General features: G+C 69.6%; 23 protein-coding genes. 6 read left to right on the top strand and 17 right to left on the bottom strand.

Annotated elements, in window-relative coordinates:
- Position 1 precedes the first annotated feature (1 nt).
- From QMG73_RS13770 to mtfM, 10 genes are all read right to left on the bottom strand, one after another.
- A complete protein-coding gene (locus QMG73_RS13770; RefSeq protein WP_281895362.1) occupies positions 2-889 on the bottom strand; it encodes an alpha/beta fold hydrolase in 888 nt (295 codons plus the stop codon).
- On the bottom strand, positions 886-1,197 hold the full coding sequence (locus QMG73_RS13765; RefSeq protein WP_265251595.1) for a DUF2516 family protein: 312 nt from the start codon (positions 1,195-1,197) through the stop codon (positions 886-888). Before QMG73_RS13765 ends, QMG73_RS13770 begins: the two co-directional genes overlap by 4 nt.
- Positions 1,198-1,265: 68 nt before the next feature.
- Positions 1,266-1,778 (bottom strand): hypothetical protein, encoded by a 513-nt coding sequence (locus tag QMG73_RS13760; RefSeq protein WP_281895358.1) that lies wholly within the window; start codon positions 1,776-1,778, stop codon positions 1,266-1,268.
- Positions 1,779-1,783: 5 nt separating this feature from the next.
- Positions 1,784-2,314: a helix-turn-helix domain-containing protein gene (locus QMG73_RS13755; protein ID WP_281895355.1), complete on the bottom strand. Its 531-nt coding sequence runs from the start codon at positions 2,312-2,314 to the stop codon at positions 1,784-1,786.
- A gap of 83 nt (positions 2,315-2,397) precedes the next feature.
- Complete coding sequence (locus QMG73_RS13750) at positions 2,398-3,336, bottom strand: asparaginase (RefSeq protein WP_281895353.1); 939 nt, start codon at positions 3,334-3,336, stop codon at positions 2,398-2,400.
- 25 nt (positions 3,337-3,361) lie between these two features.
- Positions 3,362-4,189 (bottom strand): BKACE family enzyme, encoded by an 828-nt coding sequence (locus QMG73_RS13745; RefSeq protein ID WP_281895351.1) that lies wholly within the window; start codon positions 4,187-4,189, stop codon positions 3,362-3,364.
- A 4-nt stretch (positions 4,190-4,193) separates the two neighbouring features.
- Positions 4,194-5,255 (bottom strand): CAF17-like 4Fe-4S cluster assembly/insertion protein YgfZ, encoded by a 1,062-nt coding sequence (gene ygfZ / locus QMG73_RS13740; protein WP_281895349.1) that lies wholly within the window; start codon positions 5,253-5,255, stop codon positions 4,194-4,196.
- Positions 5,252-5,668, bottom strand: a complete 417-nt coding sequence (locus QMG73_RS13735) for a Fur family transcriptional regulator (protein WP_281895347.1) — start codon at positions 5,666-5,668, stop codon at positions 5,252-5,254. The genes ygfZ and QMG73_RS13735 overlap by 4 nt, the downstream gene beginning before the upstream one ends.
- An 18-nt stretch (positions 5,669-5,686) precedes the next feature.
- Entirely contained in the window at positions 5,687-6,280 is a 594-nt protein-coding gene (locus QMG73_RS13730) for an FABP family protein (RefSeq protein ID WP_281895387.1), read from the bottom strand.
- Entirely contained in the window at positions 6,274-6,378 is a 105-nt protein-coding gene (mtfM, locus tag QMG73_RS13725; RefSeq protein WP_269746704.1) for a small membrane protein MtfM, read from the bottom strand. Before mtfM ends, QMG73_RS13730 begins: the two co-directional genes overlap by 7 nt.
- Positions 6,379-6,400: 22 nt before the next feature.
- On the opposite strand from mtfM, the gene QMG73_RS13720 reads away from it, so the two are divergent.
- Positions 6,401-6,763 (top strand): DsrE family protein, encoded by a 363-nt coding sequence (locus QMG73_RS13720; RefSeq protein WP_281895341.1) that lies wholly within the window; start codon positions 6,401-6,403, stop codon positions 6,761-6,763.
- On the opposite strand, the gene QMG73_RS13715 is transcribed toward QMG73_RS13720, so the two are convergent.
- Together QMG73_RS13715 and QMG73_RS13710 are read right to left on the bottom strand one after the other, a co-directional pair.
- On the bottom strand, positions 6,760-7,569 hold the full coding sequence (locus QMG73_RS13715; protein WP_281895339.1) for a hypothetical protein: 810 nt from the start codon (positions 7,567-7,569) through the stop codon (positions 6,760-6,762). The two genes, QMG73_RS13720 and QMG73_RS13715, sit on opposite strands and share 4 nt — an antisense overlap.
- A complete protein-coding gene (locus tag QMG73_RS13710) occupies positions 7,566-8,015 on the bottom strand; it encodes a winged helix-turn-helix domain-containing protein (RefSeq protein ID WP_281895384.1) in 450 nt (149 codons plus the stop codon). The genes QMG73_RS13715 and QMG73_RS13710 overlap by 4 nt, the downstream gene beginning before the upstream one ends.
- 257 nt (positions 8,016-8,272) lie before the next feature.
- Here QMG73_RS13710 and QMG73_RS13705 point away from each other — a divergent pair, with 257 nt between their 5' ends.
- The 3 genes from QMG73_RS13705 to QMG73_RS13695 all read left to right on the top strand — a co-directional run bounded on the left by QMG73_RS13705 (position 8,273) and on the right by QMG73_RS13695 (position 14,760).
- On the top strand, positions 8,273-12,574 hold the full coding sequence (locus QMG73_RS13705; protein ID WP_281895337.1) for a S8 family serine peptidase: 4,302 nt from the start codon (positions 8,273-8,275) through the stop codon (positions 12,572-12,574).
- A 63-nt stretch (positions 12,575-12,637) separates the two neighbouring features.
- On the top strand, positions 12,638-13,492 hold the full coding sequence (locus QMG73_RS13700) for an inositol monophosphatase family protein (protein WP_281895335.1): 855 nt from the start codon (positions 12,638-12,640) through the stop codon (positions 13,490-13,492).
- Positions 13,471-14,760 (top strand): hypothetical protein, encoded by a 1,290-nt coding sequence (locus tag QMG73_RS13695; RefSeq protein ID WP_281895333.1) that lies wholly within the window; start codon positions 13,471-13,473, stop codon positions 14,758-14,760. Before QMG73_RS13700 ends, QMG73_RS13695 begins: the two co-directional genes overlap by 22 nt.
- A 55-nt stretch (positions 14,761-14,815) precedes the next feature.
- Here the strand turns inward: QMG73_RS13695 and QMG73_RS13690 are convergent, their stop codons facing one another.
- The 5 genes from QMG73_RS13690 to QMG73_RS13675 form a co-directional block, all read right to left on the bottom strand.
- Positions 14,816-15,139 carry a DUF1416 domain-containing protein gene (locus QMG73_RS13690; RefSeq protein WP_281895330.1) on the bottom strand — a complete coding sequence of 108 codons (324 nt, stop codon included), beginning with the start codon at positions 15,137-15,139 and terminating at the stop codon, positions 14,816-14,818.
- A 2-nt stretch (positions 15,140-15,141) separates the two neighbouring features.
- The gene (locus tag QMG73_RS13685; protein WP_281895329.1) at positions 15,142-15,990 is read right to left on the bottom strand and encodes a sulfurtransferase; all 849 of its coding nucleotides are present in this window, start codon (positions 15,988-15,990) and stop codon (positions 15,142-15,144) included.
- Positions 15,991-16,148: 158 nt separating this feature from the next.
- A complete protein-coding gene (locus QMG73_RS46275; RefSeq protein ID WP_311202345.1) occupies positions 16,149-16,226 on the bottom strand; it encodes an Ms5788A family Cys-rich leader peptide in 78 nt (25 codons plus the stop codon).
- 67 nt (positions 16,227-16,293) lie between these two features.
- On the bottom strand, positions 16,294-17,079 hold the full coding sequence (locus QMG73_RS13680) for an LmeA family phospholipid-binding protein (RefSeq protein WP_281895328.1): 786 nt from the start codon (positions 17,077-17,079) through the stop codon (positions 16,294-16,296).
- A 37-nt stretch (positions 17,080-17,116) separates the two neighbouring features.
- Entirely contained in the window at positions 17,117-18,193 is a 1,077-nt protein-coding gene (locus QMG73_RS13675; protein ID WP_281895326.1) for a mechanosensitive ion channel family protein, read from the bottom strand.
- 186 nt (positions 18,194-18,379) lie between these two features.
- Between QMG73_RS13675 and QMG73_RS13670 the strand changes: the two genes are divergently transcribed.
- Positions 18,380-19,093, top strand: coding sequence for a winged helix-turn-helix transcriptional regulator (locus QMG73_RS13670; RefSeq protein ID WP_265251609.1), 714 nt, complete (start codon positions 18,380-18,382; stop codon positions 19,091-19,093).
- A gap of 962 nt (positions 19,094-20,055) precedes the next feature.
- Positions 20,056-20,970 carry a polysaccharide deacetylase family protein gene (locus QMG73_RS13665; RefSeq protein ID WP_281895323.1) on the top strand — a complete coding sequence of 305 codons (915 nt, stop codon included), beginning with the start codon at positions 20,056-20,058 and terminating at the stop codon, positions 20,968-20,970.
- Positions 20,971-20,988: the final 18 nt, after the last annotated feature.

The raw sequence follows: 20,988 nt of genomic DNA, 5'->3' as shown, positions 1-20,988 counted from the left end.
CCTACTCGTTGAGAAAGCCCGAGATCCGGTCTCGTAGGTCGGACCGGTTCGTCCACAGAACGGCTGGCTTGTCGTACACGTGCAGCGTCGCGTGCGGCAGCGCGGCGGCGAGCGCCTCGGCCACCGCGACCGGGTGCTGGTCGTCGCCCTGGCAGCCGATCACCAGCGCGGGGGCGGTCACCGCCGCCAGGTCGGCGGTGTCGGTCACCGCGACCTGGTCGGGGAGGTCGGCGAGGCCGGCCGCGAGGCCGTCGCGCATGAGCTGGTCGATGCGCTGCCGCAGGTACGCCCAGCCGGCCGGCGTGTTGCGGACCGCGGGCGGCGCCTCGGCGGAGACCACGCCGGCCACCGCCGCGATGTCGCCGGATTCGACCGCGTCGAGCAGCTCCGCGAGCCGCTCACGCACCGCCGGGCTTCGCTGCTGATCGAGTACTGCCGGAAGGTAGAACACCGCCCGTTCGAAGCGCTCGGGGCTCTCCGCCAGCAGCCGGCACATCGCGCCCGCTCCGAGGCTCGCACCGACGGCCCGGGTCGCCCCCGCCAGGTCGGCGACGGCTCGCAGGTCGCGGGCGAGATCCGTGTACGTCCACTGGCCGGCCGGCGCGTCGGAGCGACCATGCCCACGGAACTGAAAGAAGACCTTGGTGCCCGCGACCGCGCTGCCCAGCGGGCGGGTGGCGGCGATGCCGGTCGCCAACCCGTGCGCGAACACGGTGACCGGCTCGCCCGCACCCGTCACCAGTCGTTCCAGGCGCACGCCGTGCGGGGTAGTCACCAGCTCGGTCATGGGCTCGGGCAGCGCTGGCCGCCCGGTCCTGGGCGCGGTGGGCCCGGGGCCGTACGTCCGCGGTCCGCCGTCGGGCGGCGGAGGCCAGCGGAAATCCCTCACCAGAACCCTTTGCCGTCGGTCAGATCACGCAGCCCCACCCGCACGTCGAGCAGGTAGATGGCGGCTGCCGCGATGCCGATCAGCCCGAAGATGCTGACTGCCCAGAAGAGCAGTGTGAAGAGCAGGGCGATGCCCAGGATGGCCAGCCACGCCCCCTTCGGCAGGGTGCCGATAGCCGGGAACGCGTCGGCCCGCTGGGTGAGGCAGTGCACGAGAGCGACGCCCTCGATGACAAGGGCGAAGATGAGCAGCGCCAGGTCGATGACGTACCGGACGTCGAGGAAGAAGATCGGCGCGGTGGTGGCCATGCCTTGAAGCTTATGCCGCTGGCCCGAACTCCGTTGAACAGAGTCCGGGCCAGCGGTTTCGGGGGGACTTACTTAGCGGCCGGGCGGGTGCGCTTCGCCGGGCGGGTCGCCTTGGCGGCGGGCTTCTCTTCAACCGGCACGTCGGCCGGAGTGGCGGTCACCTCGGCGGGCGCCTCGGTGGCCTCGATGTCGGCGTTGATGGTCTCGGCGGCCTGGACCACACCGGTGCCGAGCACGCGCTCGCCGTGCGCGACCAGCTTGCCGTACACGGTGACGGCCTTCTCCTGGGCGGCGAAGGCGCCCGCGACGACCACGGCCGCGTTGCGCTTGGCGGCGTCACGCAGCTTGTCGACGTCGAGGTCGGTGCTGGCGGCCTTGCCGCGCAGGTTCGTCGCGGCGGTGTTCGCGGCGCGCAGCGTGGCGACAGCCCTCTCGCGCAGGTCGACACTGCCGGCGGCGGCCTTCTCGCCCAGCTCGTTCACCACGGCGGGGAGCTTGCGAAGCTGCTGGTAGGCCAGGTCACCAGCGCCGGCGGCGGCGTAGAGCGGGGCCGGGATGCGGGTCGACTTGGTCTCTGTCATGGTGGTCACTCCTCCTCGGCCGCGGGCGCGGCCTTCTTGACCGCTTTTTTGGCGGTCTTACGGGCTGGCTTGGGTGCCGGTGCGGCGCCCCCTTCGGTCACCGCGACCGACTCGATGACGGCCTCATCGGCGGTCGCCGCTTCGGGCGAGGATGCCTCCCCCGGCGCCTCTTCCTCGGCGTGCCGGGCGTTTTCGCGGCGGAAGGTCTCGTAGATCTGGCTGAGCGACTGCTTCTGCGACAGGGTCAGGTCGGGGTCGGCGGCGATGGCCGCCAGTACGCCCTGGCCCTCCTTGGCGTCGAGCGCGTCGAGCAGGCCGGCGCGCAGGTACATCACCGGGGTGGAGACCCGCAGCGCGCTGGCCAGCTGCTGGAGCACCTCGGCGCTGGGCTTGCGCAGGCCGCGCTCGACCTGGCTGAGGTACGGATTGCTGACCCCGGCCTGGTCGGCGAGCTGCCGCAACGAGATCTTGGCGTTACGCCGCAGGTCGCGGATGAAGCCGCCGATGTCGCGGGGCAGATCTTTCGGGGTGGCCATGACTCGAAGGTAGCCCGCACTGCTTGCTCCTGCAAGCGATTCGCTAACTACTGGCAAACATGGGTCTCAGGTCACATCGAGGGTCACCAGGCGGCGCGTACCGCACCCACCGGCTCGCCACCGCCCAGCAACGGGGTCTCGGCCAGCGAGTCCAGGACCTCGGCGGTCACGCCCAGGCGCCGGAGCGCCGAAACCAGTACCGGCATGCGGGCCCGCATCCCGCCGTCATCGATCTTGATTGCCACCGCGCCCACGTCGGGTACCGCCACCGCGACAACCCCCTCGGCGCCGCCCTTGGCGAGCAGGCCGGGCACCCCCTGCATCAGCCGGGTGTCTTCGACGCCCGTGCCGGCAACCTGCTCCGGATGTGCTCGCATCGCGTCGGCGACCGTGCGTTCCGGCGAGGCGGGCGCACCGCTCACCAGGCGCAGGAACGCACTCGCCAGGCCGGTCAGCGAGATGGCCAGCACGGGCGCGCCGCACCCGTCGACGCCCACCGCGGCGACCCGCTCACCGGCGAACTCCTCCACCGTCGCCCGGATGCGCTCCTGTAGCGGGTGATCGGGCAGCCAGTACTCCTTCGTCGGCCAGCCGGCGGCAAGGCAGGTGAGCAGCATCCCGGCGTGCTTGCCGGAGCAGTTCATCTGGATCCGGGCCTTGCCGCCGCCCGCGCGCAGTACCGCCTCCGCGGCGGGCGCGGACAGCGGCAGGTCGGGCGGGCAGCGCAGCGCCGACTCGTCCAGCCCGGCGGTGCGCAGCAGCGCCCGCACCCGGGCCACGTGGAAGTCTTCGCCGAAGTGGCTCGCGCAGACGAGCGCCAGGTCGGCCTGGTCGGCCAGCCGGAGCCCCGAGCGCAGCATGCCGATCGCCTGGAGCGGCTTGTTGGACGAGCGCGGGAAGATCGGGGACTTGACCTCGCCAGCGGAGTCGACGACCGCACCCGTGGCGTCGAGGACCACTACCGAGCCGCGGTGCACCCCCTCGACGAACCCTGAGCGCACCACCTCGGCGAGCACGGTCATGCGCCGCCTCCCGCAGCCAGCTCGGTCATGCGGGCACGCCCAGCAGTGTGCGGGCCTCGCTGGTGCTCAGCGGTGGCCGCTGCGCGAGCTGCGCGAAGCCGACCGCGCGGGCCACGAGCTGCATGTTCGACTCGACTGGCCGGCCCTTGGCGTACGTGACGGTGTCTTCCATGCCGACCCGCAGGTGGCCGCCCGCCGACAGCGACGCCAGCATGACGGGGATCGTGCTGCGACCGATGCCGGTGGCCGAGAACGTGGTGTCCTCAGGCAGGTCGCGCATCGCCTGGCGGCAGGCCACGAGCGCCTCGGTGGTGCCGGGCATGCCGCCCGGTACGCCCATGACCAGGTCGACGTGCACGTGGCCGCCGGCCGGCAAGCCCCACTTGTCGAGCAGGCGCTGCAACGCGGTCAGGTGACCAAGGTCGAAGATCTCGTACTCCGGTACGACGCCGAGCTGCTGCATGCGCAGGTGCAGGCCGACCACGAACTCCCAGCGGTTGAGGAACACGTCGTCGCCGAAGTTGACCGTGCCCATCGTGCAGGACGCCATGTCGGGGCCGGCTTCGAGTACGGCCAGCCGGGCGTCTTCCGGGTCGGTCACCGCGCCACCGGTGGAGAGCTGCACGATCAGGCCGGTACTCTCTCGTAACGCCGTGACGGTCTCGCGGAGCCGGCCGGGATCGAGCGTCGGCCGGGTCTCGGCGTCTCGGATGTGAACGTGGATCACGCTGGCACCGAGCGCCTCGCACTCCTTGGCGGTGCTCACCAGCTCGTCGAGTGTGACCGGCAGCGCCGGCACGTCAGCCTTGGCGGACTCGGCACCTGTAGGCGCCACCGTGATCAACGTACCCATGCACTCAGCCTAGATCTATGGCAGCTGCCGATTCGCCGGCGCGGAGGACGGCGTCGTCGGGGACGTTGCGCTTGAGGACGGCCAGGGCGACCATGCCGAGCTCGAAATGGCGCACCGCCGTGCCGACGAATCCCACCGCGCGGCCGTCTTCGGTGGTCACCGGTGTGCCGGCGGCCGGCGGCTGGTCGGTGGCCACACCGTCGAGATGCAGCAGTACCAGCCTGCGCGGCGGCCGCCCGAGGTTGTGCACGCGGGCCACGGTCTCCTGGCCGCGATAGCAGCCCTTGTCGAGGTGCACCGCCGGGCCGATCAGGTCGACGTCGGCGGGAATCGTGCGGTGGTCGGTCTCCAGGCCCACCCTGGGCACCCGAGCGGCCACCCGGATCGCCTCGTACGCCCACAGCCCGGCCAGCGGCACGCCGAGGGATGCCACGACGTCGGTGACGGCGTCACGCGGGACGATCAGGTCGACACCCAACCGGCCCCGTCGGGCAAGGCCACCGGACGGCAGGGCCTGAACGGCGTACAGGCTGCTCGATGTCGAAGGGATGGAGCCGGCGGCGAATTTCGGACCCGGCACCGGGCGGACCTCGGGGTCCTTCAGCGGGAGTCCGAGCGCTTCGAGCGCGCGGGGGCCGACCAGCGACAGCACCGCCCACCCGGCCGTGGCGTCGCGCGGCTCGACGCGGGTCAGGAACCGCATCTTCGAAAGGAACGTGAGCAGGTCGGGCCCGCTGCCCGGCTCGGTGTCGAGCCAGGTCGTGTCGCCGTCTTCGGCGACCAGCGCGTGGTGCTCGACGTGGCCGTGCGGCGAGAGGACGAGCAGCTCGGTGCCCTGACCGGCACGCAGGCCGGCGAGGTGCTGGGTGGTGAGGCTGTGCAGCCAGCTCGCCCGCTCGACGCCCGGCACGGCCAGCACGCTCCGGTGGGAGCGGTCGACAAGCCCGACGTCGGTCGCGAGCAGCCGCTGCTCGCGCATCGGATCGCCGTAGTGGGCGGCCACGCCCGCGTCTCGCGAGTCCGGATCGATGGCCTCGACCGCCACCGCTCCCGCTACGTTGATCATCCGCACTCCCCACAGGTGCCGAACAAGGCCAGGTGCCCGATGTCGACCTCGAAACCACGCTGGCGCCGCAGCTCCTCAGCCAGCGGCGCGAGCAGTTCCGGCTCGACCTCGCTCACCGCGCCGCACTGCCGGCACACCATGTGGGCGTGTTGATCTTCGCTCACCGGGTGATAGGTCGGCGACCCGTGCGACAGGTGCGTATGGGTAACCAACCCGAGGTCCTCGAGTAGTTCCAGGGTGCGGTAGATCGTGGTGATGTTCACTCCGGCGGCGACCTCGCGGACCGCGGCGTGCAACTGCTCGGGCGTGGCGTGCCCGAGCTCGTGAACGGCCTCCAGAACCAACTGGCGCTGGGCCGTCAACCGCAGGCCACGTGCCCGCAGGATCTCCGGAAGTGAGGTTTCCGACACCAACCGATAATAGTGCGTGAGTTAGCCGCCGACCCGGATGAGCCGGGCGGACAGGTGTGGCGAGAGCGGGTGGCCCACGGCGGCCATCTCCTGGGCGTACAGCAGCGCGCCCTCCACGATGCCGAAGAGCCGGTGGCCGGCGGTCACCTCTTTCGCGGTCGAGGTGCGCATGACCGCGTCGGTGACCAACTCGATCTGGGTGCCGGTGACCTTGCCCAGGTACAGCTCGACGATCCCGGTGGGCGTGCTGATCAGCACCTCCAGGTCGTCGGTCGGGCGGTCACCGTCGAACACCGGCCGCCACCAACCCACCTCGCGGCCGGCCGGGCGCATCGGCTGGCTCTGCTCGTCGAGCAGCCAGGCCCGCGACTCGTAGTGCAGGAACGGGCGGCCGTCGTGGCTGATCCGGATCTCCTGCGCGTAGTCGAAGTCTTCGACCGTGGGAAAGCCGCCGCGGCCGCGGCCGCGCCACAGACCGATGTACGGCAGCAGGCCCAGGAGCGCCGGATGCAGGTCGGGCCCCTTGCGCAGGTCGTAGGTCTCCTCGTACGGGTACGGGTCGACCGGCGGCGCGTTGAGCCAGGGTGGGGGTCCGATCGGGTTCTCAGTCACCAGCGTCCTCTTGAGATGCGCACGGCCAGATAGACCAGGCCACCGGCGAGCGCCCCGAAGCCCGCTACCAGCAGGCTCACGAACCCGATCTCGGTGACCACGGCACGATCCTATGCTGGCGGGATGGCTCGGTCTCTCATCGTCAAGGCAACAGCGGGTTCGGATGCTCCGGAGCGGTGCGCACAGGCGTTCACGGTGGCGGCCACCGCGGTCGCGGCTGGTGCCGACGTATCGCTGTGGCTGACCGGCGAGTCCGCGTGGTTCGCGCTGCCGGGGCGGGCGGCTGAGTTCGACCTGGCGCACTCGGCGCCGCTACCGGACCTCCTGGAGGCGATCCTGGCCGGCGGAAAGGTCACCCTCTGCACCCAGTGCGCCGCCCGCCGCGAGATCACCACGGACGACGTGATCCCCGGCGTACGCATCGCGGGTGCGGCCGCCTTCGTCGAGGAGTCGCTGGCCGACGGCGCTCAGGCCCTCGTTTACTAGCAACCGGTGGTCGTGGCGATCGCAAGGTCGCCGCCGTCGGCGTCGACGGACACGGCGGCTTGAGGGGTGCGGTAGGCGACGCGGTCGGGTGCGTTGACGATCACCGTCGCGCCGGTCGTGAGCGGCCGCAGCGGCTCGGACAGGCTGGTGGGCGGCGTGCCGGGCGTGGCGTCGGCGCGCACGGTGCGCACGGTGCCGCCGTTGGGGCATGGCGCCTCGGCAGCGGTCACAGCCTTGGCGGTGGCCCCGAACGCGCCCAGAACGGGGTTGATCACGCTGCGGTCGGCCGCGGGCTCGGTCAGCTCGATGTCACCGGCCGGGCGGCAACCGGTGTCGACTGACAGGCTCACCACGCCCGGTGACGTGATGCTGCCCCGGATCGCGACGAAGTCACCCGCGTCCGCGCGCAGCGCGTGCGCCTTCGCGGTGTGCCGGGCAACCGCGTCGTACCCCGCCGGCAGCGCCTTGACGATCTGGTCGAGCAGCCCCGGACCGTCCGCTTCGCGGGCGTAGATGGTGACCTCGCGGGTCAGCGTCACACCCGACCGGACCGGGGTGATGCGGCAGTCGCGCTCCAGGTCGTACCCGGAGATGTGCAGGACCCCCGCCGCGCCGGCAGCGGCCGCCAGCTCCCCCACCGCGCGGTCGACGACCGGCCGCGCGTCGGCGGCGCTGCTCTGGTCGCGGACCGTCGCGTCACCGCGCCGCACGGAGGCGTACGCGATGACGGCGAGCACGATGGCCCAGAGCACCACGACGGCTACCAGCCACCGGCGGCGCCGGGATGGCGGCGCGTCTACTGTCACGCGCTCATGCTACGGAAGCGGAGGCGGTAGCCGACGCCGCGGACGGTCTCGACCACCGGCCCGCCCTCAGCCGCGCGGAGCTTGCGGCGCAGGCGCTTCACGGCGGAGTGCAGGATCGAGGTGTCACCCAGGTAGGCGCCGCCCCAGACGGTGTCGAACAGCTGCTCATACGTCCACACCGCGATCGGCGGACTGGCGAGGCGGCCAAGCAGGTCACGCTCCAGGCGGGTGAGCGCGAGCGGCTCGCCGCGCCAGGTCACCACGTGACCGGCGGCGTCGACGGTCAGCTCGCCGAGCTTCACCGGACCGTTCGCGGCTTTGGGCGCGGCCTCAGCCGGGATGCGCGCCTCGGGAAACAGCATCGCCCGCAGTTCGGCCAGGTCGGCGCAGAGCACCACGGTGCCGCAGTCGTCGAGCCGCCGCACCACGCGCTCTCGGAGCGCCACGTCGGCCGATACACACACCACCAACGGCACGTCCCCATGGACCACCGCATTCCTCCCCAGGGGCGCAGTCTCCGTGCGCACTCAGCCAACGCCCTGGGATAGACGAAGTCAACTGCAATGTCGCGAATAAAGCGGATTCCCCGGGCGGCGCGCCCGAGTTCTGCCCGAGAACTGCCCGACAGACGCCATTGATGACCCCCGTTACGCGCCAGAAGCATGAGTGCACTGTCAGTAAAAGCGGGGCGGGGGAGGAACCAATGAGACGGTTATCTATCGCACTGTTGGTGGGGGTGCTCGGCGTTACGGCCCAACCGGCCATCGCCAGCGCCGCCGAGCCCGGCGCACCGGTCAGCCCCGACCTGGTCGCCGAGCTCGACGCCAAGGGCACCACCAAATTCATGGTCTATCTGCGTGAACGAGCCAACCTGGCCGGCGCCGCCAAGCAGGCGACGTCGGACGCTCGCGCCACGCACGTGTATCAGCAGCTCACCAGCACCGCCAAGAGCAGCCAGGCAGACCTGCGGGCAGACCTCGACGAGCGCAAGACGCCGTACCGCAGCTTCTGGATCGCCAACGCGCTGCAGGTCACTGGCGATCAGTCCACAGTAGATGCCATCGCCGCACGCCCGGACGTGGAACGGATCGAACCGAGCCGCAGCTACCAACTGCTGACGGTGACGGCTGGCAAGGCCCCCGAGCGCGGTGTCGCGGCCGCCGAGTGGAACGTCGACAAGGTTCGCGCGCCAGAGGTCTGGTCCGAGTACGGGACGCGCGGCGAGGGCATCACGGTCGCGACGATCGACAGCGGCGCGCAGTACGACCACCCGGCGCTGGTCAACCAGTACCGGGGCAACCTCGGCAACGGCACCTTCGACCACAACTACAACTGGTTCGACCCGGCCGGCGTGTGCGGCAGTCCCGCACCGTGCGACAACGAGGACCACGGCACCCACGTTGCCGGCACAGCGGTCGGTAACGACGGCGGTGCCAACCAGATCGGCGTCGCGCCCGGTGCCAAGTGGATCGCCGCCAAGGGCTGCGAAGACCGCAACTGTACCGACGCCTCGCTGCTCGCCTCGGGCCAGTGGGTGCTCGCGCCGACCGACCTGAACGGCGCCAACCCACGCCCCGACCTCCACCCGGACGTCGTCAACAACTCGTGGGGCGGCGGCCAGAACGACCCCTGGTACCGCCAGACCATCGCCGCCTGGGTCGCGGCCGGCATCTTCCCGTCCTTCGCGGTCGGAAACGACGGCCCGGACTGCGGCACCGCCAACTCGCCCGGCGACGAGCCCGGCGCGTACGCGGTCGGCGGCCATGACATCAACAACGCGATCTACGTGTCGTCGAGCCGCGGTTCCTCCCTTGTGGACGGCGCCACCAAGCCCGACATCTCGGCGCCCGCCGTCAACGTGCGATCCAGCGTTCCGGGCAACCAGTACGCCGCCTTCAACGGCACCTCGATGGCGACTCCGCACGTCAGCGGCACCGTCGCTCTACTGTGGTCGGCGGCGCCAGCCCTGAAGGGCAACGTGGCGGCGACCCGAAACGTGCTCGACCGCACCGCGATCGACGTCGACTCGACCGGCTGCGGCGGAAACGCCGGCAACAACAACAACTTCGGCGAGGGACGGCTCGACGCGTTCGCCGCCGTCGCCAGGGCCATCCGCAAGGTCGGCGAGGTGACCGGTGTGGTCACCGACGCCGCGGGGAAGCCCCTGGCCGGTGCGACGGTGAGTGCGGCCGACGAGACCGCGACCACCGCGGCAGACGGCTCCTACTCGCTGAGCCTTCCCGTCGGCGAGCAGCGGGTGACCGCGGCTCTGTACGGGTACCGCAGCGAGTCGGTGACGGTCACGGTGCCCGAAAACGGCACGGTCACGGCCAACTTCAACCTCGACGCCGCCTCGACGGTACGCATCACCGGCCTTGTCTCCGACGCGTCCGGCCACGGATGGCCACTGGCGGCGCGTATCGACATCGCCGGACGGCCCGGCGGCCCGATCTACACCGACCCGGCCACCGGCTTGTACAGCGTTGGGCTGGCCAGCGGCGCCACGTACCGGTTCACCTTCACCTCGCTCATCCCGGGCTACCAGACGGTGACCCGCGACGTGACCGTCGGCGAGAGCGACGGAAAGGTCGACGCGAGAATCCCGGTGGACCCCGGCTGCAACGCACCCGGATACCAGGCGCGTTTCGCCGATCCGACGACGAGCGAGAGCTTCGACGGCACCGAGGCACCGGCCGGCTGGTCGGTGGTCAACCGCACCGAGATGGGCGGCTGGGAGTTCGACGACCCGGGCAACCGCGGCAACCTGACCGGTGGCAGCGGCGGCTTCGCGATCATCGACAGTGACGCGCTCGGCAGCGGCAACACGCAGGACACCGACCTCGTCACGCCGCCGCTGAACCTGTCCGCCCTGTCCGCGCCGTACGTCCGGTTCAACAGCGACTGGCGTGCGGTCGGCGTGGGTTCCGACAGCGCCGACATCGACGTCTCCAGCGACGGCGGCGCGTCGTGGACCAACGTGTGGCACCAGGCCACCAGCCGCCGCGGTCCACGCGTCGAAGAGGTACCACTGTTCCCGGTCGCGGGCGACTCGGACGCGCTCGTGCGGTTCCGGTTCAACGGCCGGTTCGCCTGGTGGTGGCAGGTCGACAACGTCCAGATCGTCAACCGGCTCTGCGAGCCGGTGCCGGGCGGCCTGGTCGTCGGCTACACCACCGACGCCAACACCGGCACCCCGCTGTCCGATGTAAAGGTGTCCAGTGTGGACCCACCTGTCGAGTCGGGCACGTCGGCCGCCGACGGCTTCTACTGGCTCTTCTCGACCGTCGTGGGCAACCGTCAGTTCACGGCCACGAAGGCCGGGTACCCGCAGGCGACGAAGTCCGTGCAGGTGGCAGCCAACGGCTCCGCCCGGCTCGACTTCCCGATAACCGCGCCACGGATCGCCGTCGACAAGACGTCGGTCGAGACGTACTCGCCAATCGGCCGCACCCGCACGGCCAACGTCAAGATCACCAACACGGGTACCGCACCGGCACAGCTCGATCTGCTGGAGTTCACCGGCGGGTTCGAGGCGATGAGCCGGCAGGGCGCGCGGCTGACCGAGGTCGCCGTGCCTGGCGGGGCGCGTAAGGAGCAGGCGTCGGACGGCAAGCTGCCGGCGTACGCGCCACGCGCCAGCACGCTGATCGACGACGCGTGGGGCCGGATCGCCGACCTCCCCGTGCCGATCTTCGACAACGCAGCGGCCACCGTCGACGGCAAGATCTACTCGGTCGGCGGCGGCAGCGGTACCGGCCGGGAACGCTCGGCGTACGTGTACGACCCGGCGGCCGGCTCCTGGCGGGCACTGCCTGCCATGCCGAGCGCCCGGTCCAAGCCGTCGGCGGCAGCCGTCAACGGCAAGCTGTACGTCTTCGGCGGCTGGGGCCCAGACGACGTCGTCGCCACCGTCGACGTCTTCGACCCCGCCAGCGAGACATGGAGCACCGTTCCCGGAGCGGTCAACCCGCTGCCACGGGCGGCGGCGGGCATCGCGGTAGTGGGCGGCAAGGTGTACCTGGTCGCCGGCTGCGTCGACAGCACATGCCCGGACTCGACCGACGTGCTGGCGTTCGACCCGGGTACCGGCACCTTCACGGCCCGGGCGGCGTACCCGCACCTCGTCTCGTTCCAGTCGTGTGGCGGCATCGCCGGCAAGGTGTACTGCGGCGGCGGCGCCTCGACGGTCTCGCACCGGGACGCGTTCGTGTACGACCCCGCCACCAACCGCTGGACGGCCCTGCCCGACCTGCCGCTCGACCTGTGGGGCTCCGCGCACTCCACGGCCAGCGGCCTGCTGATCCTGGCAGGCGGCGTGACCAACGGGTTCAGCACGATCACCAACCGGAGCATCGCGTTCAACCCGAGCACCAACGCATGGGTCGAGCTGCCGGCCACCCAGTTCCCCCGGTACCGGGGCGCCGGTTCCTGCGGGACGTACAAGATCGGTGGATCACCGGGCGGTTTCAACAGCACCGTCGAGAGCGAACGGCTCGGCGGCGGGCTCGACCTCTGCGACGAGATCGGCGACGTGCCGTGGCTGTCGGAGAACGTGACAACGTTCACCCTCACCCCGGGCGCTTCCCGAACCGTCACCCTGACGGTCGACGCCAGCCCGCTCAAGGGCGTCAACCAGCCCGGCGTCTACCGCGCCAAGCTGGGCATCCGCACCAATTCTCCGTACCCGGTCCCGCAGGTCTCGGTGAGCCTGAACGTGTCACCGCCGACCAACTGGGGCAAGATCGAAGGCACCGTGCTCGGCGTGACGTGTGACGGCGACATCGTGGCCGTACCGGCGACGGTGCGGTTCATCTCACGGGCCAACCCGGACAACACGTACACCGTGTCGGCCAACTCCAGCGGCAAGTACTCGTACTGGCTGGCCCGTGGGCGGTACGACGTCGTGGTGTCCAAGGACGGCTGGCTCGCGACCACCCAACGGGTACCGATCGAGCCCGGCGTCACCCAAACCACCGACATAACCCTCGAACAAAGCTGCATCTGACCTGAGTGTGACCGCGGTCCGTGGGTAGCGCCACGGACCGCGGTCACGTGGGAAACTCGCGCCATGCGATTCAACGCATTGTGGAGCGAACTGGCACGCGACCTTCTCCCCGCATTTCGGAGCTATCGCAACCACTTGTCAGGCCTACAGATCGACACCAAGGCCGATGCGACGCTGCTGACCGAGGCAGATATCGCTGTCGAACGACGCATTGTCGAAAAGATCCGCAAGCTCGATCCAGATGCGGTCATCGTTGGCGAGGAAGACGGGCGAACGGCAGCACGCCAAGACGTCCTACGGTCGCCAAAACTGATCTGGGTCGTCGACCCCATCGACGGCACCGCCGAGTTCGTACAGCCGGACAGGGTGGAGTTCTGCTCCGTCGTTTGCGTCCTTGAAGATCTCCATCCGGTTGCCGCCTTCATCCTCGCGCCGGAACTCGGGCGCCACCGCCAGCCGGTGTTGATCACAGTAGACCCGGTCAAGCGGCAGGTCGTGGTCAACGGAAGCATCATCGCCACGTCATCGACACCGCCTGTGCCACCGCACGCCTCAGTTACCCGAAGCACCGGCACGCCTCCACGCCCGTTCGAAGAGAAACTGCAAGGCGCCGGATATCAACTCAAGACGCGGACGACGTCTCAGACCCTTGACATGATCAGAACCGCGGTCGACATCAGCCCGTTTACCGATGGCGGATTTCACCGTTTCACCATCTTTTATCGTACGAAGCAAAAGATGTGGGATGGCCTGGCGGGCTTGTGCATAGGTGAGACCGTAGGGCTCTGGGGAGTCGACGCCAACGGGCGCAAACGTCTGCCGGTCACCGCTGAGGCGCTCAGCCACCCCGAGCCGACATTCGACGTGACCATCATGGGACCGCCCAGGGAGGTCCGGTGGTTCTTGGAGATGACCTGACACAGGCGCCTGCGAGCGGCCTTGTACTCATTGACGTCACGACGCTGATCGGCGCCGAAGATTACATCACCTCACAGAATCGACGATCTCGACCGCAAGATCCATTCGCTCGCCAATGCTTCGTCGAACTGGTCCAGTCCCTTGTCTTCATGGAGCGGACATATGTGCCTCATCCCACCCTGCCAAACCCACGCCCAGAGGACTTCGGTTCGTTGCCGCGGCTTCTTCAGGCGCTCATGCGTCGAGATCTCGTGCATCCGTTGCTGCTCGACGCTCACCAGTGGACAGTTGCCCAGTCCGATGAAACAGCAGCCTTGCTCGATCTCACGACGTCGGTGGGCACCGGAAGCATCATCCAGTTCATTGATCAGGCTCTGATTTGCGACAGCATCGGTTACAGCACACGCACGTCACTCTCCGCCCGGCTGACTGAGTGGGCCAGGTTCCAAGCCGCTCAGGTACGGGTAAGCGGGCATCACCACGCCCGCATCAACACGGGAGACGGGATCGAGAGCGACGCATTCGGCGAGTGGGCCCGGTCGGCAGCCGTCGTGCTCCACCGCGCGCTCCAGCCGGTGGCCCCGCCGGGCGAGGGCAAATATCTGATGGCAACGCTGGCGCGGGGTCTCCGCTATCAGGCGCGGGCCGAGGCCGCGACCCTCTGCTACCAACCTCATCCAATTCGCCGGGACTTCTCCGTCACGTTCGATCTCAACCGTCGGGGCGTCGACAGGAGCCTCGTTCTTGAAGTGATCAAAGCCGTCCGAGGAATTCACGACTCGATCGCGCAGGCGGCAGGCCAGATCGAGTCCGTCCGCGTACGCCTGCTCGAGTTCGAACTTCCGCTTCTGGGCGGTCGGCTCTGGCGAGACGGTGAAACCGCCAAGCGCGGTGACCAAGAGTGGATCGAGGTCGTGGCGGATCGGATCGAGCGCTACCGGGAAGCCGCAGCGGACCTGCGAGCCGCCGTCGCCTCGTGCGTCACCGAGGAGGACCACCTACGCCTGGCACGCGATATCGAAGGAGTCCGCAATAGCCTTCTGGAGACGCTCGGCTTCCGCCGCACCGAGACCTCCCCGCTCGAGCGCGAACTGGTCGACGGGGTGGCATCGGTCACGCGAAGTATTACCGGCCTACCGGTGGTCAGCGGGCTCTATTTCGGGACCCGCGAAATGGCCAAGGGCGTAGTTCGGCGTTTCCGAGGCCGCCCCTTCGAACAGTTCCTCTATCGAGAGTTCGTACGAGCGTGGAAGCTGACCGAGCCATAAACGCGAGGAGGCGTCCCCCGGCTTGGGGGACGCCTCCTTTGCTGTTGCTCTGAGGTCAGGCGGCGACCGTGACGCTGACCTGGTTGATGCCCTGGCTGGCGGTCACGGTGGTGTCACCGTTGCCGTGCCGGGAGAGGGCGCGCAGCGTCCACGTGCCGGGTGCGGCGAAGAACCGGAACTGGCCCTCGGGCGAGGTGACCACCTCGGCCGTGAACTCACCGGTCGAGTCGAGTAGCCGCACGTACGCGCCGGCCACCGCCTCGCCGGAGTCGTCGCTCACGACGCCCGTGATCACGGTTTCCTTCTCGAGGTCGACGCTGGCCGGCAACGGAGCGGCCTGGTCGGGCGCGGCGCAACCCGCGGAGGTAACGGCAGTCATTGTCACGCCTTTCCGGGCTCATCGCCGAGGGCTACGGGCACGCCGACCAGCGAGCCGTACTCGGTCCACGAACCGTCGTAGTTCTTCACGTCCTGGTGACCGAGCAGCTCCTTGAGCACGAACCAGGTGTGCGAGGAGCGCTCGCCGATGCGGCAGTACGCGATGGTCGACTTGGAGTCGTCGAGCCCCGCCTCGCCGTAAATCTGACGCAGGTCGTCGTCAGACTTGAACGTGCCGTCTTCGTTGGCGGCCTTGCTCCACGGCACGCTGAGTGCCGTCGGGATGTGTCCGGCGCGCTGGGCCTGCTCCTGCGGGAGGTGGGCCGGGGCGAGCAGGCGGCCGGCGTACTCGTCGGGAGAGCGCACGTCGACGAGGTTCTTCGTGCCGATCGCGTCGACCACCTCGTCGCGGAACGCGCGGATCGACACGTCGGGGTCCTGCGCCGTGTACTGGGTCGCCTCGCGGCTCACAGCGTCTTTGCTGAGCGTGCGGGCGTCGAGCTCCCACTTCTTGCGGCCACCGTCGAGCAGCCGGACGTCGCCGTGCCCGTAGAGCTTGAAGTACCAGTACGCGTAGGCCGCGAACCAGTTGTTGTTGCCGCCGTACAGGATGACCTTGTCGTCGTTGGAGATGCCGCGCTCGGAGAGCAGCGCCTCGAACTGCTGCTTGTTGACGAAGTCCCGGCGCACCGGGTCCTGCAAGTCCGTCTTCCAGTCCAGCTTGATGGCTCCGGGGATGTGTCCACCGTCATAGGCGGTGGTGTCTTCGTCGACCTCGACGAAGACGACACCTGGGGCGTCGAGGTTGCTCTCTGCCCAGTCCGCGGATACGAGTGCAGTGTCGCGACTCATCGAATGAGCTCCTTGTGAGGATTGATTCGAGGTCGGCGCTTAGGCGCTCAACTCTTGCCGTGGCGCGCGACCCATTGATTTGGACGATCACGGGTACGTGCGACGGCGCCACTGCCGGGCGTAGATGGATCAGAGGGTACGCAGCACCGGCCCCGCCGTCAGATGACGGGGCGACACAGGCAGGTGGCCACGCGGCACAGGTCGACCGCGCGCCGTTTGGTGAGGAGCGTCCCCATGGGCAAGCAGCCTACCAGCCGTTCTTCCGCCGGTAACAGCAGCGACTCACCATCCGGGACAGCCCGGTCACGATTGGTTCAACGGCACGTTCTGGGCGGCGGCTGTCACGGCCAGCCCGTCGGACTGGGCCTTGACATCCTGGAGTTCAAGCTGGAAGGGCATCTCCGGCAGCGCCAGGTTGAGTGAGATGTCCCTGGCGTACGCGTTCACCAGTTCCTCGGTGCCCTGCGGCGCTCCCTCTGCCGAGAGGTTGACGAACGACACCTGTACCCGTCCTTCGCGCACCGACAGCTCCGCGTTGCCCTTCACGGTGACCTCTTGGCCGAGTACCTGGAGCGGAGCGGTGACAGAAAGCACACCGTCCCGTTCGGACAGTTGCAGGCCGGGCTGGTTGATCAGGGCGATCACGCTGGCGTACGCGACGATGGCCGTGCCCTGGACGGTGCCGGCGGTGATCTCGCCTTGCTGCGTCCGCAGCGTGTCGAGGGGTGCCGTCACGGTGCGCGCCTCGACGTCCAGGCGTGGCAGCCGGACGCCTTCGCCTTCGAGCGTCCCCTCCACGTCGCGGAGCCGGATGGAGATCGACTCATACTCTCCAGCGAGCACCTGGGTCAGAAACGGAAAGCCGCCGACGCTCACCTCGGGTGACGACGTCTCCAGCCCCTGGGCGACGAGTTCCTGCTTGATCTCGTCGCCGATCACACGTTCGGCCATCGAGGCGCCGACCCGGTCGGCCACCGCCACGAGCCCCAACAGCACGATCAGCAGCACGATGAGTACGGTCAGCACCCGCCGGCCCCGCTTGCGTCGGCGCGGCTGCGTGCGTTCGTCGGCGTACGTGTACGTCGTCACGTTCGTCGTTTATACCCGGTCTTCCTGTGCGCCACGCTCACGTGAGAAACAGGACGCACATCGCATAAGCGGCAGGAGCCGCGAGCGCGAACCCTCCGAGCGGCCCTTGCATGTGCCGAGCGATCCACATTGTCGGCGGCTCACCGGCCATCTGGCGACCCGCTTCGGAGTACCCGGCCGCCAAGTCCGCGAGACCGGCCGCACTGGCCGCGATCAGGCCGACCACCGCGCCGCTGACGGGGGTGAAACCCACGACGTAGCTGCCGATGACCGCGGCGGCCAGCGTGCCGCACATCGCGCCGAGCACGACGCCGGCCGCGCCGCGCGGCACCTGCGGCGCCAGGCGCGGCCAGGCGGAGACCGCGTCGGTCAGTCGCGCCACGACCAGCGACACGCCGGTCGCCGTCAGACAGACGAAGATCGCCTGGGTACCGAGCGGCACCCGGCCCAGCACGATCAGGGTTGCGAACGCGACGACGCCCACCACGATGAGCAGGGTCGCGCCCAGTGAATCGGTGACCCGAACCCGGTCGACGCGCCGGATGAGCTGCGCGAGCACCCCAGCCACGAAACCACCCACGGCGACGTAGCCGACAGGTGCGATGGTCGCGGTATCGGGCGAGATCGCGGCGAAGTCCGCCAGCGCGGCGATCGCGATGCAGACGCCGGCCACCAGGGGCAGCGCCGGCGGGCGGATCGCCATCGTCCAAGCCAGGACGAAAAGCAACTGCACCCCGAAGATCACTATCGCGTACGGGACGCGTGCGCCACCCGGTCCGGCGGTCTGGGCGCCCATGATCAGTCCCAGGGTGAGCAGCCCCGCGAACCCCGCGACGGCAACGGAGAGTAACCGCCGTACCGGTACCGGCTCGACCTCTTCCGCGTCGTCCTCGTTCTCCTCGGCGTCCGTCTCGGAATCCGCCGGCTCGGTCGGCTGGAGGCCGCTCGGTCCGTCCCGGCGGGCGCGCCGGGCGGCGGCGCGTTCCCGCCGCTCGTCGGGAGCGGTCACCGGTGCCGCGCCGGGCGCGCCGTAAGCGTTCGGGGCCGTACGCCGCGGGCCCGGCGGGGGTCCGTCCCACGATTCGCGGCCCACGTCAGAGGACGAGGGAAACACGCTCGCACCGTACTCTTTTCTCGGCCGTTATGGCCGATCACACAGATGATCGTGTAGGCACCAGGGCGTTACAAGCTGAAAATCGGTTAAGCTCAGCGTCAAGTTTTTCAGTAACCCCGCCCGTCAGCGACGCCGGGACCCGACGGTCACCGCGCGGCCCAAGCGCCGCGAGGACGGAGGTGAAGTGTGGAGATCCTGCTCCTCGTGACGGCGCGTGCTGGTGAGCCTTCCGCTGTGCTGCCCGCGCTCGACCTGCTTCCCCACTCGGTGCGCACCGCCCCGCGCGATGTACGCACACTGGTCTCCGGTCCCAGCCCTGACGCTGTCATGGTCGACGCCCGCTCCGAGCTGGCCGAGGCGCGCGCCACGTGCCGCATGCTGCACGCCACCGGGCTGGGCGTCCCGCTCGTCGCCGTGGTCACCGAGGCTGGGCTCATCGCGCTCAACGCCGACTGGGGCGTCGACGACGTCATCCTCGCCAGCGCCGGTCCCGCCGAGGTCGAGGCCCGGCTGCGGCTGGCCGTCGGCCGGCTCACCAACGCCACATCCGGTGCCGGTGGGCTGATCCGGGCCGGCGAGCTGACCATCGACCCCGACACGTACGCCGCCAAGCTCAAGGGCCGGCCGCTCGACCTGACATACAAGGAGTTCGAGCTGCTGAAGTTCCTCGCCCAGCACCCGGGCCGGGTGTTCACCCGCGACCAGCTGCTACGCGAGGTGTGGGGGTACGACTACTTCGGTGGCACCCGCACGGTCGACGTACACGTGCGGCGGCTGCGCGCCAAGCTCGGCTCCGAGTACGAGTCGATGATCGGCACGGTGCGGCAGGTGGGCTACAAGTTCGTGGTCCCGCCGACCCGCCAGCTCCCCGACACCGAGCCCGCCCCCATCCCCGTCTAACAGCGCGTCGCGTCGCGCTCGCCCCGACTCGCCGCACGCCCGCGCTCGTCGCACGCCCGCGCTCGTCGTCGCACGTCGCGCGCCCGTCGCCGCGCGTCCGCGCGCTGCCTCTCCTCGTCGATCAAGGGCGAATGCACGTGGTTTGATCTCTTTTCCGCGTGCGTTTGCCCTTGATCCATGCAGATCTCCTTGATCGCCGCGGCTGGGCCGGCGGCGCCACACGACCCAGCCGTCGCCAGCCAAGGCCCGACCGCCGCACGAGCGCCGGCCGCCGCGCAAGCCGAGGCCGCGCACGAGCGCCGACCGCCGCGCAAGCCCAGGCCGCTGGACGAGCGGTGGCTGCCACGTGAGGCCGCCGCGCCTCGCGCGCCAGATCTTGGAGCTGCAGCGTCGCCATAGCGACGGTGCAGCTCCAAGATTCAGCTCAGGGCGCGCTCGCGCACGGCCTGGACGCACAATTTCCGCGAAAGTGCGGCATCGCGCCGTCAACGAGCAACGTCGCGGCGCCGTCAGCCGCCATGCCGCATAGGGCGGCCCTAACCAGGACCCCGGCGTCGCGCATCGATCAACCGCCGCAGTGCACGAACAGCCCTAAAGTCACGGCTCACGAGCTCCGTCGTACGGATCTGGTCGGTGGACGGCGCATAGCGCCGTTAGCGGCGGCGGCCGGGCCTGGCGCGGCGCCCGATCGCTCAACCACGACGCCGATCAAGGACATCCGCATCGATCAAGGGCGAATACCTGCGGAAAAGCGATCAAACCACGTGCATTCGCCCTTGATCGACGAGGAGAGGCGGGCGCGCGGCAAGCGGGCGCGCGGCAAGCGGGCGCGCGGCGAGCGGGCGCGCGGCGCGGCACGGGCGGCAGGACGTGGATCAGGGGCGGGCCCGGGAAGGGGGAGAAAGCGAAGGAATGTGGGTAAAGGGGCTTGCGTTACTTTGGTCGCAATTATTCTGCTCGTTGTGAATGGTGCGCATGAGGCGGGGGGCGGCGCACGGTACCTACGCACGCTGCTGATCGTGGTGGGAGTCGTGGGCGCGGTGGTGCTCAGCGGCTATCTGGCTGGACGGATCACTGGACGGCCAGGGGCGGGGCCGAAGGCGCAAGCCACTCCCAAGACGCCCGCCACGACCGGACCACCCGCCCGGCCGGCCGCGCAACGGTTCGCGCCCCCGCGGCAGCCGATCACCGGCCCCAACAGGCCGCCACTCCCCGCCGAACGCGGCGGTCCGTTCGGCAGCCGCCGGACGACTGGTACGTCCACTGTGGCGTTGACGTTCGATGACGGGCCCGATCCGAAGCACACCCCACAGACGCTGGAACTGCTGCGGCGGTACCGGATAAAAGCGACCTTCTGCCTCGTCGGCGTCAACGCGAAAGCGTTCCCCCGCCTCGTGAAAGCGATCGTGGACGACGGCCACACGCTGTGCAACCACTCGTGGGACCACGACATCCAGCTGGGTACGAAGTCGCGCGCGACCATCCGGGCCAACCTCATCCGCGCCAACAACGCGATCCGGGCCGCAGCGCCGGGCTCCCGGATCTCGTACTACCGCCAGCCGGGCGGCGCCTGGACAGCCGGAGTCGTCGGTGTGGCCCGCGAACTGGGCATGACATCCCTGCACTGGACGGTCGACCCGCAGGACTGGCGCAAGCCGAGCGCCGGCAGCATCGCCGGCACCGTCAACGCCGGTACGACGCGGGGTGCGATCGTGTTGCTGCACGACGCGGGAGGTGACCGCCGCGGCACCGTCACCGCACTGCGCTCGATCCTGCCCAACCTCAGCCGCCGCTTCCAGCTTGGCGCACTCCCGCCCGGTACCGATGCGCCGCGGCGCCACGGGTTCGAACTGCCCGTCAAGCCGGGACAGATCTGAGACAACCGATACCGTGTT

Source organism: Phytohabitans aurantiacus, assembly GCF_027923225.1.
Lineage (GTDB): Bacteria > Actinomycetota > Actinomycetes > Mycobacteriales > Micromonosporaceae > Phytohabitans > Phytohabitans aurantiacus.
The sequence above is the reverse complement of the archived record's forward strand: the minus strand, read 5'-3'. Positions and strand labels throughout refer to the sequence as shown.